The 14,855-nt window shown below is 65.1% G+C and carries 14 protein-coding genes, 2 tRNA genes and 1 pseudogene; 9 read left to right on the forward strand and 8 right to left on the reverse strand.

Features of this window, described 5'->3' with window-relative positions:
- Nucleotides 1–5: 5 nt before the first annotated feature.
- From yihA to rpmH, 5 genes are all read right to left on the reverse strand, one after another.
- Nucleotides 6–671 carry a ribosome biogenesis GTP-binding protein YihA/YsxC gene (gene yihA / locus AmiPiv_RS04870; RefSeq protein ID WP_340036169.1) on the reverse strand — a complete coding sequence of 222 codons (666 nt, stop codon included), beginning with the start codon at nucleotides 669–671 and terminating at the stop codon, nucleotides 6–8.
- A complete protein-coding gene (locus AmiPiv_RS04875) occupies nucleotides 668–1,306 on the reverse strand; it encodes a CatB-related O-acetyltransferase (RefSeq protein ID WP_340036170.1) in 639 nt (212 codons plus the stop codon). Before AmiPiv_RS04875 ends, yihA begins: the two co-directional genes overlap by 4 nt.
- Before the next feature lie 374 nt (nucleotides 1,307–1,680).
- Nucleotides 1,681–3,489 (reverse strand): membrane protein insertase YidC, encoded by a 1,809-nt coding sequence (gene yidC / locus AmiPiv_RS04880; protein ID WP_340036171.1) that lies wholly within the window; start codon nucleotides 3,487–3,489, stop codon nucleotides 1,681–1,683.
- Nucleotides 3,490–3,498: 9 nt separating this feature from the next.
- Nucleotides 3,499–3,867 carry a ribonuclease P protein component gene (rnpA, locus tag AmiPiv_RS04885; protein ID WP_340036172.1) on the reverse strand — a complete coding sequence of 123 codons (369 nt, stop codon included), beginning with the start codon at nucleotides 3,865–3,867 and terminating at the stop codon, nucleotides 3,499–3,501.
- A gap of 16 nt (nucleotides 3,868–3,883) precedes the next feature.
- Nucleotides 3,884–4,018, reverse strand: coding sequence for a 50S ribosomal protein L34 (gene rpmH, locus AmiPiv_RS04890; RefSeq protein WP_008833937.1), 135 nt, complete (start codon nucleotides 4,016–4,018; stop codon nucleotides 3,884–3,886).
- Between the two features lie 240 nt (nucleotides 4,019–4,258).
- Between rpmH and AmiPiv_RS04895 the strand changes: the two genes are divergently transcribed.
- The 3 genes from AmiPiv_RS04895 to AmiPiv_RS04905 all read left to right on the forward strand — a co-directional run bounded on the left by AmiPiv_RS04895 (nucleotide 4,259) and on the right by AmiPiv_RS04905 (nucleotide 7,424).
- Nucleotides 4,259–5,680 (forward strand): FAD-dependent oxidoreductase, encoded by a 1,422-nt coding sequence (locus AmiPiv_RS04895; RefSeq protein ID WP_340036203.1) that lies wholly within the window; start codon nucleotides 4,259–4,261, stop codon nucleotides 5,678–5,680.
- Nucleotides 5,681–5,722: 42 nt separating this feature from the next.
- Nucleotides 5,723–7,210 (forward strand): sensor histidine kinase, encoded by a 1,488-nt coding sequence (locus AmiPiv_RS04900; protein ID WP_340036204.1) that lies wholly within the window; start codon nucleotides 5,723–5,725, stop codon nucleotides 7,208–7,210.
- A 137-nt stretch (nucleotides 7,211–7,347) separates the two neighbouring features.
- Nucleotides 7,348–7,424 (forward strand) — tRNA-Arg (locus AmiPiv_RS04905).
- A 95-nt stretch (nucleotides 7,425–7,519) separates the two neighbouring features.
- Here AmiPiv_RS04905 and AmiPiv_RS04910 read toward each other — a convergent pair.
- Nucleotides 7,520–7,741, reverse strand: a pseudogene (locus AmiPiv_RS04910) (sulfite exporter TauE/SafE family protein); the annotation flags it as partial.
- A gap of 309 nt (nucleotides 7,742–8,050) precedes the next feature.
- Between AmiPiv_RS04910 and AmiPiv_RS04920 the strand changes: the two are divergent.
- Together AmiPiv_RS04920 and AmiPiv_RS04925 are read left to right on the forward strand one after the other, a co-directional pair.
- Nucleotides 8,051–8,782 (forward strand): class I SAM-dependent methyltransferase, encoded by a 732-nt coding sequence (locus AmiPiv_RS04920; RefSeq protein WP_340036205.1) that lies wholly within the window; start codon nucleotides 8,051–8,053, stop codon nucleotides 8,780–8,782.
- Nucleotides 8,783–9,090: 308 nt separating this feature from the next.
- A complete protein-coding gene (locus AmiPiv_RS04925; protein WP_340036206.1) occupies nucleotides 9,091–9,561 on the forward strand; it encodes a nucleoside deaminase in 471 nt (156 codons plus the stop codon).
- 110 nt (nucleotides 9,562–9,671) lie between these two features.
- Here the strand turns inward: AmiPiv_RS04925 and AmiPiv_RS04930 are convergent, their stop codons facing one another.
- Nucleotides 9,672–10,094: a VOC family protein gene (locus AmiPiv_RS04930; RefSeq protein WP_340036207.1), complete on the reverse strand. Its 423-nt coding sequence runs from the start codon at nucleotides 10,092–10,094 to the stop codon at nucleotides 9,672–9,674.
- 188 nt (nucleotides 10,095–10,282) lie between these two features.
- On the opposite strand from AmiPiv_RS04930, the gene AmiPiv_RS04935 reads away from it, so the two are divergent.
- The gene (locus tag AmiPiv_RS04935; protein WP_340036208.1) at nucleotides 10,283–11,050 is read left to right on the forward strand and encodes an AraC family transcriptional regulator; all 768 of its coding nucleotides are present in this window, start codon (nucleotides 10,283–10,285) and stop codon (nucleotides 11,048–11,050) included.
- 22 nt (nucleotides 11,051–11,072) lie between these two features.
- Here AmiPiv_RS04935 and AmiPiv_RS04940 read toward each other — a convergent pair whose 3' ends face one another.
- Entirely contained in the window at nucleotides 11,073–12,335 is a 1,263-nt protein-coding gene (locus tag AmiPiv_RS04940; RefSeq protein WP_340036209.1) for a type II restriction endonuclease, read from the reverse strand.
- Between the two features lie 318 nt (nucleotides 12,336–12,653).
- Here AmiPiv_RS04940 and AmiPiv_RS04945 point away from each other — a divergent pair, with 318 nt between their 5' ends.
- From AmiPiv_RS04945 to AmiPiv_RS04955, 3 genes are all read left to right on the forward strand, one after another.
- On the forward strand, nucleotides 12,654–13,487 hold the full coding sequence (locus AmiPiv_RS04945; RefSeq protein ID WP_340036210.1) for a universal stress protein: 834 nt from the start codon (nucleotides 12,654–12,656) through the stop codon (nucleotides 13,485–13,487).
- A 149-nt stretch (nucleotides 13,488–13,636) separates the two neighbouring features.
- Nucleotides 13,637–13,713 (forward strand) — tRNA-Arg (locus AmiPiv_RS04950).
- A 294-nt stretch (nucleotides 13,714–14,007) separates the two neighbouring features.
- Nucleotides 14,008–14,763, forward strand: a complete 756-nt coding sequence (locus AmiPiv_RS04955) for an NYN domain-containing protein (protein ID WP_340036470.1) — start codon at nucleotides 14,008–14,010, stop codon at nucleotides 14,761–14,763.
- Nucleotides 14,764–14,855 lie beyond the last annotated feature (92 nt).

A 14,855-nucleotide genomic window follows, 5' to 3' on the forward strand; every position in this document is an offset into this window, starting at 1 on the left:
GCCGCTCAGCCGCCGTTGACAACCAGCGCGATCGCCGTGCGCAGCTCGTCCATGCCTTCGTCCTTTTCCGACGAGGTGGCGAGCACGACGGGGAAGGCCGCCGGCCGCTTCTTGATCTTCTGCAGGGTCTCCTCGATCAGCCGGGGCACGCCCGCGGCCTTGATCTTGTCGGTCTTGGTCAGGACGATCTGGTAGGAGATGGCGGCCTTGTCGAGCAGGGACAGCACCTCCTCGTCGTTCTTCTTGATGCCGTGGCGGGAATCGATCAGCACATAGACGCGCTTGAGCGTCACCCGGCCGCGCAGATAGTCGAACACCAGCTTGGTCCAGGCGTCGACCTGCTCCTTTGGCGCCTTGGCATAGCCGTAGCCGGGCATGTCGACCAGCGCCATGGGCGGCAGGTCGCCGGCCTCGCCCGAATAGCCGTCCGGCACGAAATAGTTGAGCTCCTGGGTGCGCCCCGGCGTGTTCGAGGTGCGCGCCAGTCCGCCCTGGCGGACCAGTGCGTTGATCAGCGACGACTTGCCGACGTTGGAGCGTCCGGCGAAGGCGATCTCGGGCGGCCCTTCCGGCGGCAGGAATTTCATGGCCGGCACGCCGCGGATGAAGATCCACGGCCGGGTGAAGGTCTCGGTATCCACCGGGGGCCTCGTCAAGGTCTGTTCGTTCAAGCCGCTGCCTCCAGCAATGAGATGTCCGAGCCGCGAATGGCGTCGAGGTTGCGGCCGATCTTGTCCACCGGCCAGTTCCACCAGGCGATTGCCAGCAGCTTCTCGATGGTCCTGTCGTCGAAGCGCTTCTTGACCACGGTCGATGGATTGCCGGCTACGATCGCATAGGGCGGCACGTGGCGGCTGACAACCGATTTCGCAGCGATGATGGCGCCGTCGCCGATATGGACGCCCGGCAGGATCACCGCTTCCATGCCGATCCACACGTCGTTGCCGATGACCGTGTCGCCGCGCACCTCGCGCTGCCAGGTGGCGGCGTCGAAACCTTCCTCCCAGCCATGGCCGAAGATGTTGAACGGGTAGGTCGAGAAACCCGACATCGCATGGTTGGCGCCGTTCATGATGAAGCGCGCGCCCTCGGCGATGGCGCAGAACTTGCCGATGATCAGCTTGTCGCCGATGAAGGGGTAGTGATGCAGCACGCATTTGTGCTGGAACAGGTCCGGCCCTTCCGGATCGTCGTAGTAGGTGAAGTCGCCGATCTCGATGTTCTCGGCGTCGACCAGGGGCTTGAGGAAACCGACGCGCTTGTGCATCGGCATGGGATGCTTGATCGAGGGATTGGGGCCTTGCATGGCGATGTTTCCACGTGACTGCGGATAGCAATATAGCGCGATCCGCCGCGATACCGACATCGCCTGTTCGGAACTTCCTTACCCGATCATCTTGGAGACACTCCCCCGGCGCGGCGGATTTCGCGGGCAGCTACTTTGCCCGTTTCCGCGCGCAAAACCGGGGTCCCGCAAGGGACATGCGAGACCCCGGCCTCGCCGAGACGGTTCCTTGCCGGTCGGGGGGCGACCAGCTCCGCCACCCCGCATAAGCCGGCATGTACGGGGCATCCCGAAGTTACGGCGTGCCTGCCGAGAGAGTTTCGGCGGGCGAGGCCGCCCATGAAAAAAGGGCCCCGGCGAACCGGAGCCCTTTGATTTGCCTGGACGGCGCCGGCCTATTCGGCCGGCGACGGCTTCTTCTTGAACAAGGCGACCAGGTTGTCCCAGAGTTCGATCTTTGCGCCCTGGCGCTTCATAATCACGCCCTGCTGGACGATCGACAGGAAGTTGTTCCACGCCCAGTACAGAACCAGGCCGGCAGGGAAGCCCGCCATCATGAAGGTGAAGATGACCGGCATCCAGGTGAAGATCGCAGCCTGGGTCGGATCCGGCGGCGTCGGGTTCATGCGCATCTGCAGGAACATGGTCACGCCCATGATGAGCGGCCACACACCGATCATCAGGAAGGCCGGAACGCCCCAGGGCAGCAGCCCGAACAGGTTGAACAGCGACGTCGGATCCGGAGCCGCGAGGTCGTGGATCCAGCCGAAGAACGGCGCGTGCCGCATTTCGATGGTGACGTACAGCACCTTGTAGAGCGCGAAGAACACCGGGATCTGGATCAGCACCGGCCAGCAGCCCGCCAGCGGGTTGATCTTCTCGGTCTTGTACAGCTCCATCATCGCCTGCTGCTGCTTCATCTTGTCGTCCGCGTATTTCTCGCGGATCTCGAGCATCTTGGGCTGCACCATCTTCATGTTCGCCATCGACTTGTACGACTTGTTGGCGAGCGGGAAGAAGATGCCCTTGACGATGACGGTGGTGGCGAGGATGGCCAGGCCGAAGTTGCCGAGGAACTTGTACAGCGTGTCGATCAGCCAGAACATCGGCTTGGTGATGAAGTAGAACCAGCCCCAGTCGATCAGCAGGTTGAACTGCCTGATCTGGCGGCCGTCTTCATAGGCGTTGAGCTTGGCCACTTCCTTGGCGCCGGCGAAGACCAGCGTCTCGACCGTCGCCGACTGGCCGGGGGCCACGGTGACCGGGTCGGTCAGATAGTCCGACTGGTAGCGCGGACGGCCGTCGTCGAAATAGGAGAAGCGCGGCTGGAACGGCTGCTTGCCCGAGGGCACCAGCGCCACCGCCCAGTATTTGTCGGTGATGCCGAGCCAGCCGTCGGTCGACTTGCCGGGCAGCGATTGCTTGTCCTTCTCGATCGCCGTGTACTTGAACTCCTGCAGGCCTTCCTCGCCGGTCACGCCGATCAGGCCCTCGTGGAGGACGTAGATACTCGGGTGCGTCGGCTTGTCGAAGCGCGTCACGCGGCCGTAGTTGGACAGCGAGACCGGGGTGCCGCCGGCGTTCGTCACCGTGTCTGAGACGGTGAACATGTAGTCCTGGTCGACCGAGATGGTGCGCTTGAAGGTCAGGCCCTTGTCGTTGACGTAGGTCAGCGTCACCGGCGTCGCGGGCGTCAGCGTCTGGTTGGCTTCCGCCGTCCAGACCGTGTCGGGGCCGGGCACCGTTCCGGTCGCGTCGCTGCCGACGAAGCCGATCTCGCTGTAGAAGCCGTTCGGCTGGGCCTGCGGGTTGAGCAGTTCGATGATCGGCGAGTTCGGCTCGACGGTGACCGTGTAGTCCTTGAGGCTCAGGTCGTCGAGGCGCCCGCCGGTCAGGTTGATCGAGCCCTTGAGGCTCGGCGTGTCGATGGCGACGCGGCTCGAGGCCGCCACGGCCTGGGCGCGGTCGACGGGTGCGGTACCCGTCGCGGACGGGGCGCCCGGAACGCCTGCCTGCGGCGCCTGCGCGCTGCTGCCGGGGCTTGCCGGCTGCGCGGCCTTCTGGTCCTGCGCGACCCGTTCGGCCTCGATGCGCGCGGTTTCGCGCTGCGCTTCGATGCGCGGGTTCATGTAGAACACCTGCCACAGCGTCAGGATCAGCACCGACAAGGCGATGGTGATGAAGAAGTTACGGTTGTTTTCCATCGAAAGCCCTTATCGCGTTCCGCGAATGCGCCGAGAGAGTTCGGCCGTGAGCTGGCCGAAAGGGGCGGTGAGCACGTCTTCGCGCCCGACGATCACATAGTCTCTGCCGGCGGCCATGTCACCTGCGGCATGAGTGCGGACGGCCTCGCGTAGGCGCCGGCGGACCCGGTTTCGCACCACGGCGTTGCCGACCTTCTTGGTGACGGTGAAGCCGACGCGCGGCTCCGCCTGGTCGCCTCGATCCATCATCTCAACGAGAAAAAACCGCCCGCGCCGCTTTTCACCGCGGCGGACGGCCAGGAATTCTTTTCTTTTAAGAAGCCGTTTGGGGCCGCGACCGTGCGGAGCGGACCCCTCAGGCTTGCCGTCAGCGGGCAAGGTTCCCGCCTATGGCTTAGGCGGAGAGCCGCTTGCGGCCGCGGTTGCGGCGAGCAGCGACGACGCCGCGACCACCCTTGGTGGCCATGCGGGCACGGAAACCGTGACGACGCTTGCGGACGAGTTTGGACGGCTGATAGGTACGCTTCATTTGTTTTAATACCGCGGGGTGCGGCCCTTCTTGTGTCTGTCACTTTGTAACAGGAGCTTGGCTCGGCTTGCTTCGACGCGATCAAAAACCGCGACGGAAGCGGGTCCCGAGCGTGTGCGGGCTTATATGGATTAGGTGTCGCGAAGTCAATCCGCCCATGCGGGGCTCCACCGGTGGTTGTCACCTGCCCCCGCTCCGTCGTAGCATCCTCTAGGGCATTCGGCGGGGCAGTGGAAGCGAATGGGCAGGCTTGTGCCCGATTTGTGCGTGATCGGCGGTGGACCGGCAGGCATTCATGCGGCCACCACGGCGGCGGCGCTCGGCGCGCGCGTCGTGCTGGTCGAGCGGGCCCGCACCGGCGGTCTCTCGCTCCACGGCGGTTCGGTTTCCATGCGCGCGCTGGCGGCGGCCGCGGCCAAGGCGCAGGCCATGCGCGACGGGGCTCCCTTCGGCGTCGCCGCGCGCGAGCCCGAAATCGACTTCGCGGCGGTCCGGCGCCATGTCGCCGCCGCAGTGGCGGCCGCGTCGGCGAGCTGCTCGCCCGAACGGCTGCGGGCGCTGGGCATCCAGGTCTTGCCCGCCGAGGCGCGCTTTTCCGATACCGGCACGGTGATCGCCGGCGACAGCGAGATCGCCGCCCGCGGCTTCATCATAGCTACCGGCTCGCGGCCGGTCGTGCCTGCCGCGCCCGGCCTCGACGGCGTGGACTATCTGACGCCGGAGACCGTCTTTGCGCTCGAGCGCCGGCCGCGGCACCTGGTGATCCTCGGCGGCGGCGACAGCGGCATCGAGGCCGCGCAGGCCTTCCGCCGGCTGGGGTCGAACGTCACCGTCGTCGAGTTCGGCGCCGCCTTGCCGCGATGGGACCCGGAGCTTGCGGCCGTGGTGCTGCGCCGCCTGCGCCGCGAGGGCGTCGTCGTCCGCGAGAATGCGAAGGTGATGGGCATGGACCGCACCGGCAGGGGCCATGTGCGCGTCCAGATCAAATGGCCGGCTGGCGTCGAGACCTACGATGCCTCCCATGTCCTGCTCGCCGCCGGACGCCGGCCGGAGCTTGCCGGGCTCGGGCTCGCCGAGGCGGGGATCGTCGAGGACGACAACGGCATCAGCGTCGACGACCGGCTGGTGACGGCCAATCCGCGCGTCTTCGCCATCGGCGATTGCATCGGCGAATGCGGCAATGTCGCGCTGGCGCGCCATCATGCCGAGGTCGCGGTGAGCCAACTGGTCGAGCGCAAACGTGCGAGCGAGCAGGGCTGGAAGGTGCCGCGCTCGCTCGGCACCGACCCCGGGATAGCCGAGGTCGGCCTGACGGAGGCCGAGGCCCGCCGCCGGAGTATTGCCTTCCGCATCCTGCGCGCGCCTTTCGCCGATGGCGAGCGCGCCCTGGCCGAGCGCTGCGGCGAAGGGCACCTGAAGCTGTTGCTCGACGACAGCCACCGCCTCTTGGGCGCAGGTCTGGCCGGAACGGGGGCGGCGGAACTCATGGACACATGGGCGCTTGCCCTGTCGGCGGGTCTCTCCCTGCAGCAGATCGCCGCCCACGCTTCTGTGTTTCCTTCCTTTGGCGGAATTTGCAAGAACGCTGCGATGGCCTATCTATTGGCGAATGGCGACGGCAAGGCCGGGCCGATTCTGTTCGGGCGGCGCCTGCGTCGCTGAGACGGCCGGGTCCCCCGGCGGGGACATGCAGCGAAGCTTTATATGACAAGTGCAGCCGACATCGGCCAGGACGCCGGAAAGCAGCCGGACCATTCGGTCCCGCTTTCGCGCGGCCTATCGACCAAGCTGCTGCTGCTGACCATCGTCTTCGTGCTGTTTGCCGAAGTGCTGTTCTTCCTGCCCTCGATCGCGTCCTACCGGCTGCGCTGGCTGGAGGAGAGGCTGGCGACCGCCGCTGCGGTGGCGACGATCCTGGTGCAGGGCGATCCGGCGTCGCTGTCGCGCGCGGCGCAGGACGACGTGCTCATGGCCATCGGCGCCAAGGCCATCGCGGTCCGCGACGGCGGGGTGTCGCGCCTGCTCGTCGTCTCCGAGATGCCGCCCACTGTCGACGAGCATATCGACATCGCCGCTGCAGGCGTGCTGCGCTCCATGCCCGCGGCCATGGACACGCTGCTCTTCGGCGGCGACCGCGTCCTGCGCGTCTACGGCAAGGTCGGCGACAGCAACAAGGAGTTCGAGCTCGTCATCTCCGACAACCGGCTGTTCCGTGCCATGCGCGCCAATGCGCGCTACATCGTCTTCGTCTCGCTGCTGATATCGCTGTTCACGGCGGCCCTGGTCTACGGCACCATCGACCGCATCATGATCGGGCCGATCCGGGCCATGACGCAATCCATGCTGAGCTTCTCGCGGGCTCCCGACGACCCCTCGGGCGTCATCGTCCCGGAACGCCGGGCCGACGAGATCGGCGTGGCCGAGCGGGAGCTTTCGGCGATGCAGACGCGTCTGCAGAAGGTGCTCGCCGAGCAGAAGCATCTTGCCGATCTCGGCCTCGCCGTTTCCAAGATCAATCACGACATGCGCAACATCCTGGCCTCCGCCCAGCTGATGTCCGACCGCCTCCGCGTGGTCAAGGACCCCTCGGTGCAGGCCTTCGCGCCCAAGCTGGTGCGCACGCTCGACCGGGCCGTCTCCTATTCCGAGAACGTGCTCGCCTATGGTCGTGCCCAGGAACCGCCGCCGGCGCGGCGGCGCCTGCGGCTGCGCCAGCTGATCGAGGACATGCACGGCCTGCTCGGCCTGGAGCCGGAAGGCGGCATCGAATTCGTCAATGCCGTCGACGTGGCCTTCGAGGTCGACGCCGACGCCGACCAGCTTTTCAGGGTGCTCACCAATCTCAGCCGCAACAGCGTCCAGGCGATGGCCGGCATGGCCGACGAAGCGGTCGTCAAGCGCCTGACGATTTCGGCCGAGCGGCAGGGCAGCGTCAGCCGGATCCTCGTCAACGACACCGGCTGCGGCCTGCCGCAGAAGGCGCGCGAGAACCTGTTCGCCGCCTTCCGCGGCTCGGCCCGCAGCGGCGGCACCGGGCTCGGGCTGGCGATCGCGCACGAGCTGGTGCGCGCCCATGGCGGTTCGCTCGAGCTGGTCGAGAGTGTCGGCGGCCGCACCACCTTTGCCTTCACCATCCCCGACCAGCCGCTGCGCCTGGACGAGGCACGCAGCAGCCTGCGCCGGCCCGCCTGACCGAGGCGTGCGCGCGTCCTTCCCTGCCGCCGAAAAGTTTTGCCGGCAGCCGCTTGCATTTCGCCGAGCCAGCCGCTAGGTAGCGCCGATCGCTTCGATCCGTCGAAGCGTGGCGGCCGCCCGTGACGGCCCGATGCGCGCCCGTAGCTCAGCTGGATAGAGCACCAGACTACGAATCTGGGGGTCAGGAGTTCGAATCTCTTCGGGCGCGCCAGACTCAACTCATTGATTTTGTTTAGGTTACCTTCCCGACACCAGTTTGGAATGAGAACTGGCAATCGGTCGCCAAAGAAAGGCGTGGCAATACAGCTAGTTGTGCTGCCACACCTTGATCGCTGAAATCGCCAGAATCACGGCGAGCGTGGGCAGCAGAACGGCGTTCGGCACAACGCCAAGCAAGTGACCGCCGATAAAGGTTCCGGCTGTCGACCCTGCCGCCATGCCGAGTTAGAAGGCTTTGTTCCGGCCAAGAGCGGAAAAACTCTGATCCCGACTGTAGCACGCGAAACCCACTAGCAGGCTGCTGAAAGAGGAATCTGGGCATGGACGACGCGCAATATCGATTCCCATTCAGCGGGTTCGACGGAAAATTGATTCATGAAGTCACCCTAGTCGCATCGGAATTTGGGCGACGACTGCCCTCGATTCCTGCGATTCCGTCTTTTTCAACAGCCTGCTAACATCGTCGGCAGGCTCACCGCAAACGAGAGAGAACCGGCGAGTTTGATATCCGCGCCAAACAGCAACACCAGCGTGGGGATCACCGAACGAGTGGAGTTGCTACTCGCCGATCATCGCCCATGATCAACGGGCGCAGTTCGTTGTGCGGAGGAGGGGCAGATGAGCATCAAGACTCATGACTATGAAAAACATGCCGGCGAATATGCCGAGCTCGAGATGCAAGGTACACAATACCTGGCATTTCGCGACATACCCATGCTGATCCGGGAGTATGCAGGGTCCATCGCATCCGTGCTTGATTATGGCTGCGGCGCTGGGCGCTCAACACGATTTCTGAAGCGCCTTGGCTTCAATGCAGTTGGCGTAGACGTGAGCAAGGAGATGCTCGAGCAAGCTCGATCCAAAGATGGGTCGGGCGAGTATCACCATATTCCCAGCGGGCTCCTGCCTTTTGAGGACTCTACGTTCGATCTGATTTTTTCGAGCTTTGTGTTCCTAGAAGTGTCGCGAATCGAGGAGATCGAGGGCATTCTCAAAGAAATGAAGCGGGTCCTCCGGCAAGATGGAATCATCATCTTCGTGACCGCCTCAACAGAAGCGACAGAAGGAAACTGGGTGTCATTGTCATACTCGTTTCCAGAGAACGACAAGCCGCTCCAGAGCGGCGACACGGTGAAACTGCTGATCCAGGGCATTGACGTCGTATTGTATGACTATTTCTGGACGGAGGAGGATTACAGCGGAGCCGCCGAACGCGCTGGCCTAATTCTTGCCAAGCTTCATAAGCCGCTCGGCTCTCGTGATGATGCAATAGAGTGGCGCGATGAAACGAAGATGTCACCCATTGCAATATACGTGCTCAGGAATTCATCTCTGACGTCGCAACCATGAGAGGGCGACAGGCATCGTCGGTCGCGGGCGTCCTCACGTTGAGGAACAAGCAGCCCTCATCCAGAGGCTCCGTCTGCGAGCGTGCGCTGCTGGTACCCGCGGGCTGTGATGGCCGTGCGGCCCCGCAGCCACCCGGGACGTCGGTCCGTTCAGCAAGTCGTGACGTGCGGCGTCGGGGACACAATCGGCTTCTGTGTCGCCCGAACCTCCATGCCGCGCTGGACAGCTCCCAGGTGCTCCAGGAATATGGAATCCAGGCCAACGGCCTTGCGCGCGCAGTAGCAAATGGGCATCCCAAGGAGGCGGTCATGAGGAGCGATGCCGAATATCTACGTCTCGCCATGGAGATCTCTGCCGAGAGCCGGGCCAGTGGCAATCATCCCTTCGGGGCGCTCCTGGTCGGGCCGGACGGCGACGTGCTGCTTTCGTCGGGCAACACCTATGCGCGCGATCGCGGCGTTGGCCACGCGGAGGCAAACGTGGCCCGCGCGGCAGCACGGCAATACGACCCGACTTTTCTCGAGCAATGCACGCTGGTGACCTCGGTCGAGCCGTGCTGCATGTGCGCCGGGGCCTGTTACTGGGCTGGCATCGGCACCGTGGTCTACGGATTGAGCGAAAGGCGGTTGGCCGAGTTGACCGGAGACAACCCGGAGAACCTGACCCTCGATCTGAGCTGTCACCAGGTGTTCGCCGCCGGACGCCGCCCTGTAGCGATCCGTGGCCCATTCCCCGATCTCGAAGAAGAGATCGTAAACGACCACAAGGACTTCTGGTGACAGAACCCACCAAGATGGGTCGATGAAGGTGGCCTTGCGGCGCCACCGGCTCCAGTCCTCTTGAGCGGTGCAAGCCGCCGTCGCTGCCGCAAGGTTGCCTTCGCCGCCGGTCAGTCTTCGGGCAAGAATGCCGGGTTGTAGACGACTTCCCAGAGATGGTCGTCGGGATCCTGGAAGTAGCCGGTATAGCCGCCCCAGAAGGTCTTCTGCGCCGGCTTGACCAGCCGCGCGCCGGCATCGATCGCCCGGCGCATCGCCGCGTCGACCTCGCGCTCGCTTGCGACATTGTGGCCGAGCGTGAATTCCGTGGGGCTGCGGCCGGTCGGGGCGATGCCCGCGTCGCGGGCGATGTCGCCGCGCGGGAACAGCGCAAGCTTGATGCCGTGCTCAAGTTCGAAGAAGGCCACGGCGCCGTGCTCGAACTCGGTGCCGATGATGCCCTCGGTCGGCATGCCAAGGCCGTCGCGATAGAAGCGCAGCGAGGCTTCCAGGTCGTCGACGCCGATCGTGATGACGCTTATCCTCGGTTTCATGGTGATCTCCTTCGTGCTGGCTTGCGGCGGCCGGCGTTGCGCGCCAGGCGGCCGTTGCCGACAATCTGGCCCTTCGCTAGACGGGTTGATTGAACTTTTCGGCCAAGTGTTACGTTTGTTGGTGAAACTGCTTGAACAAGAGACGGCCTGAGACTGTGACGGCAGCAACGGCGCAACGGGTGTGGAAGATGAAGGCTCTGCCCGCCTTGGCGATCGGTGACTTTCGGGAGCGCCCGGCCGCGGCTGCCCTCGGCCGCAGTTTTGCGTCGGTCTGGGTGCATCGGTTACCCGAGGCGGCTGCGCCGATCGTCGTCACCCCCGATGGAACCATCGACCTGCAATGGATCGACGGCGGTTTCCGCGTCGCCGGCCCCGACAGGGACCCCAAGCTCGAACTGCTTCCGGCCGGCACCACCGTCATCGGCTTTCGCTTCCATCCCGGGGCCGCCGCGGCGTGGCTGGGGATGCCCGCAGCCGAGATCGCCGGGCAGCGGCTGGCGCTGGACGAGTTGTGGGGACCGAAGGCGCGACGGCTCGCAGCCGGCATCCGCCCCGACAGGGACACCGCGGGACTGATCGGAGAGCTGGAGGCGGCCATTGCGGCGCTCGCGCCGGCACGGCGCGCGCCGGATCCGGTCATGCGTGCCGCCTTCGAACTGGTCCGGTCCGGGCCGCCGCCCGGCGCCCCGCTGGTGCCCTGGCTCGGGCGCGCTTTGGCCATGAGCGAGCGCACCTTGCGCCGGCGCTTCGACGAGAGCTTCGGCTATGGCCCGAAGACGCTCGACCGCATTATGCGCTACCAGCGTTTCCTTGGCCTTTCGCGCCGGTCGGCGCAACCGACGGCCCGGCTTGCGCTGGAGGCCGGATATGCCGACCAGGCGCACCTGGTCCGCGAGAGCCGCCGCCTCGCCGGCGTCACGCCGCACGAACTCGGGCGCATCCTGAACCACGGCTGAAATTGCCGCCGCGCCGGCAACTTCACAGCACCCGCGAGATGGCCTGCACGCCCTTCATGCCGGTGCCGAAACGCGCGATCGGATCGCGGTTCCGCTCCAGGTCGCCATAGGACAGGAAGCGTACCTGCAGGTCGGCGACGCGGCTGAAGGCCGGCCGCCTGAGCTGCGTGCGCACCTCGCCCTCCCGCGCGTCCGGGGCGACCAGGTAGAGGCCGCCCGCCGCATGCAGGTCGCTGCCCAGCGCCAGGTCGAGCATGCGCACGATGCCCGAATAGATCGACGTGGTGTGCTCCACCTCGAAGGCGGCGATGACACGGGCGCCGTCGAGCCAGAGTATGTCGATGAGGCGGATCGATTCGGCGCCCGCCACGCTTTCCAGCGACGCCGGCAGCCGCTCCATGCAGCCGATGCCGAGTGCAGCACCCGCATGCAGCCGGCCGCGGTCGTTGGCGGCGACCCAGACCTGGTATCCCAGCGCCAGGCCGAGATCCCTCAGCCATGCCTGTACCTCGGTGTGGGTGCGGTCGCCCTCCCGGTCGGCGGCCATCGACCCCTCGAGCCGCTTGGCCGTCTCGCGCGTCTTCGACAGCTCGGTCAGCCACGCCTCGCGGGCGTCTCCCTCGGTCGCGACCGGCGGGGCGGCATAGCGGCCCGTGCCGACGTCGAACAGGAAGCCGACGACCGCTCCGAGATCGTTGGACAGGAGGTCGCGATAGGTCCGGTTGAGCGACAGGATGCCGGCGCGCATCGCCAGATACTCGCCCCAGCGGCCGAGCTTCACCTTCGATCCCGTCACCGCGTTGAAGCCGTTGACGATGGCCGTGTTGAAGGCCGGCATCAGCGTCGGATGCAGGAAATAGAGCAGGTTGGCGACCGCCGGCCCCAGCCCCTTGATCTTGAGCCGGTCGATCGCCTCGATGCCGGCGATGATCTCGCGCTCCGTGCTGCAGCAGGCGCAATGGTGCAGCAGCCGGCCGAAGGCCCGCTGATTGGCGGGGCTTTCGTAGATGTCGGGGATGCGCAGCTTGGGCTTCCACAGGAAGGCATGGTCGGCGCCCTTGAAGATCTGCCGCTGCTCGGCGATCGAGCCGACGATCGTCTCGAGCGACGAGCCCTTGTAGACGTTGCCGAACGTCCCCGCCTCGATCTCCTGGACCACCTGGTCGATGCCGCGCCGTATCGAACGGAAGTTCTTGAGCCGTTCCTCCCACAGGAACCAGGTCCGATACGTCGAACCAGGGTCCTCGCGCCAACGTTCGATCAGGACACGCAGCAGATCAGCCAAGCGAATGCTCCGGGAAGCGCCGCATCGGCGCCAGGAATTGAAAATAAAAGAAATATGTCAGGTGCGTAAAATCAAGACAAAAGGTTCCACGATGTAAAAGACGCCGCAAGACGCCGAAATCATTTCCACCGGAAAATTCGATTTAACATTCCAGTATTGGAATGCTGTGGCTGGAAGAGTTTGAAGAATACGCCGCCTTTGCAGCGGCCCCATGCAAAAGCATTCAGGCCTTGATCCAGCTCAAGGCCCTGGCCCGGCAACCATGGAACTGTTGACGGCAGTTGGCGCCGAGCGCGCTGCCCTCAAAGGAGTTCACCGATGCGACAGCAGTTCTTCCTCCCGCTCGCCACCTATCCCGAGGCCAATGCCGATGCCGTCGCCACCAACGCCGTGGCGATTGCGGCCCGGTTCGGGGCTGAACTTCACGCTCTGGCGATCAACCCCGACATTCCGCCGGTTTCGAACGCCCTGTCGAAGCTCTTGCTCGACACCCCGCAGATGATCCGCGACGCCGAGGCCTCCAGCCGCCGGCGCGGGCAGGAGCTGCTGGCGCTGGTCAAGGAGAGGGCAGGGCAGGCCGGCGTCGTGGCCAGCGTGGCCGAGACCGCCGCGCCGCTCGCCGCGATCGGCGACGCCGCATGCCGGCACGCGCGCTACTACGATCTCGCCCTGCTGGGGCTGGAGCCCGGCAACACGACCGCGCGCATGGTGGCCGAGGCCGTGGTGTTCGGGGCCGGCCGTCCGGCGCTGATGCTGCCCGGCGTCCTGCCGGAGCCGACCGGCCATGTCGCCGTGGCCTGGGACGGCAGCCGCGTCGCCGCGCGCGCCGTGGCCGACGCCCGGCCCTCCCTCGAAAAGGCGTCCGAAATCTCCGTCGTCACCGTCGTCGACGAGAAGAAGCTGCACGACGCCGATGCCGCCGAGCGGCTGGCCGCGAACCTGCGCCATGCCGGGCTTGCCGCCGAGGCCGTACCGGTCCGCATCGGCGCCACGTCGATCGGCGCGGGCCTGCAGGAGAAGGCGATCGCACTGGGTGCCGACCTCCTGGTGATGGGCGGCTACGGCCACTCCCGCATCCGCGACTTCGTGCTCGGCGGCGCCACCGAGGGCGTGCTCGCCGACCTCAGGTTGCCGGTGCTGCTGTCGCACTGAGGCCCGTGGCGCTGCGCCCGGCACATGGCCGTGCCGGGCGCGCGAAAAAGTTTGGCCGGGGCGGCTTGCAATTCGTGGAGGCAGCCGCTAGGTAGCGCCGGTCGCTGCAGCCATCGGATTGCGGCGGCACGGCCGTTTCGCCGGCCCACGCGCCCGTAGCTCAGCTGGATAGAGCACCAGACTACGAATCTGGGGGTCAGGAGTTCGAATCTCTTCGGGCGCGCCACTTCGGTTCAAAACTGCGAACCTCTATTCCCGCCGATTTTGCGCCAGATGCGGTAGCAAGGGCCCTGAGAAGATCGGTCCTGGTGCCGACGATGCGAATTTCGGTTTTGCTCACGACTTCCACGCGCTGCGCCATAGCTCGTAGATAATCGCGGCGATAGCTGCCATCAGCCTTCCGCAGCTTGCCTAAGACGCAGAACCTCGATTGAACTGTGAACCGACTTTTAGGGCATCGCTGTTCAACGAAACGCGTGATAGGCAGGCGGATAACCCCCGGCTGAAAGGTCTTCCGGTGATGGCTAACGATAATCGCTCCCCGCGGCTCGCTGTACTGATTGATGCAGACAACGCGTCCGCGAAGATCGTCGACGGTCTTTTCGATGAGATAGCGAAGATTGGTGAGGCCAGCGTCCGGCGCATCTATGGCGATTTCGCCAGCTCGAGATCGAAAGCGTGGATCGATGTCCTGGCGCGGCACGCAATCATCCCGCAGCAACAGTTCGCTTATACAACTGGCAAGAACGCGTCTGACATCACCTTGGTTATCGATGCGATGGATTTATTGCATAGTGGCCGTTTCGACGGCTTCTGTCTGGTCTCGTCCGATAGCGATTTTACGAGGCTGGCTGCTCGTATCCGCGAGCAGGGTGTCGATGTCTTCGGGTTCGGAGAACAGAAGACACCTGAGAGTTTCCGTCAGGCTTGTCGACGCTTCACCTACACCGAAAACTTGCTGCCGGATGCGCCGGCCAATACGGAGGCAGCAGGAAGCAAATCCAAACCCCTTCAGCCGCCGAGTGCGGCCGCGCCGATCATCCGCCGCGTGCTCGATCAGATGGAGACAGAAGATGGTTGGGCACCGCTGGGAGCGGTAGGTACGCAGTTGGCGAACCTATCCTCCGACTTCGATCCCCGCAATTTTGGCTTCCGCAAGCTAAGCGACCTCGTCCGCAGAACCAATGCCTTTGAGATCGAACATCCGGAAGGGCGGGCCATACGCATCCGCGAAAAGCCAGCATCAGCGAAGTCCTCACCCAAGCAGCAGTCGTGACTGGCTGCACCATTGAACTGGAGTTTTGGGGCCTGTTATCGATCCGTCTTCCGCAGCAGGACCAGGGACGGCGATATGGAGTGGGAGAAGCT

Source organism: Aminobacter sp. Piv2-1, assembly GCF_037625995.1.
Classification (GTDB): Bacteria; Pseudomonadota; Alphaproteobacteria; order Rhizobiales; family Rhizobiaceae; genus Aminobacter.

Bases quoted from the DNA above. Each gene is read 5' to 3' on its own strand.
- AmiPiv_RS04955 (WP_340036470.1), top strand. From the start codon at position 14,008: ATGGCTAACGATAATCGCTCCCCGCGGCTCGCTGTACTGATTGATGCA.
- AmiPiv_RS04920 (WP_340036205.1), top strand. From the start codon at position 8,051: ATGAGCATCAAGACTCATGACTATGAAAAACATGCCGGCGAATATGCC.
- AmiPiv_RS04900 (WP_340036204.1), top strand. From the start codon at position 5,723: ATGACAAGTGCAGCCGACATCGGCCAGGACGCCGGAAAGCAGCCGGAC.
- yidC (WP_340036171.1), bottom strand. From the start codon at position 3,489: ATGGAAAACAACCGTAACTTCTTCATCACCATCGCCTTGTCGGTGCTG.
- AmiPiv_RS04925 (WP_340036206.1), top strand. From the start codon at position 9,091: ATGAGGAGCGATGCCGAATATCTACGTCTCGCCATGGAGATCTCTGCC.
- AmiPiv_RS04945 (WP_340036210.1), top strand. From the start codon at position 12,654: ATGCGACAGCAGTTCTTCCTCCCGCTCGCCACCTATCCCGAGGCCAAT.
- AmiPiv_RS04935 (WP_340036208.1), top strand. From the start codon at position 10,283: ATGAAGGCTCTGCCCGCCTTGGCGATCGGTGACTTTCGGGAGCGCCCG.
- rpmH (WP_008833937.1), bottom strand. From the start codon at position 4,018: ATGAAGCGTACCTATCAGCCGTCCAAACTCGTCCGCAAGCGTCGTCAC.
- AmiPiv_RS04930 (WP_340036207.1), bottom strand. From the start codon at position 10,094: ATGAAACCGAGGATAAGCGTCATCACGATCGGCGTCGACGACCTGGAA.
- AmiPiv_RS04875 (WP_340036170.1), bottom strand. From the start codon at position 1,306: ATGCAAGGCCCCAATCCCTCGATCAAGCATCCCATGCCGATGCACAAG.
- AmiPiv_RS04895 (WP_340036203.1), top strand. From the start codon at position 4,259: ATGGGCAGGCTTGTGCCCGATTTGTGCGTGATCGGCGGTGGACCGGCA.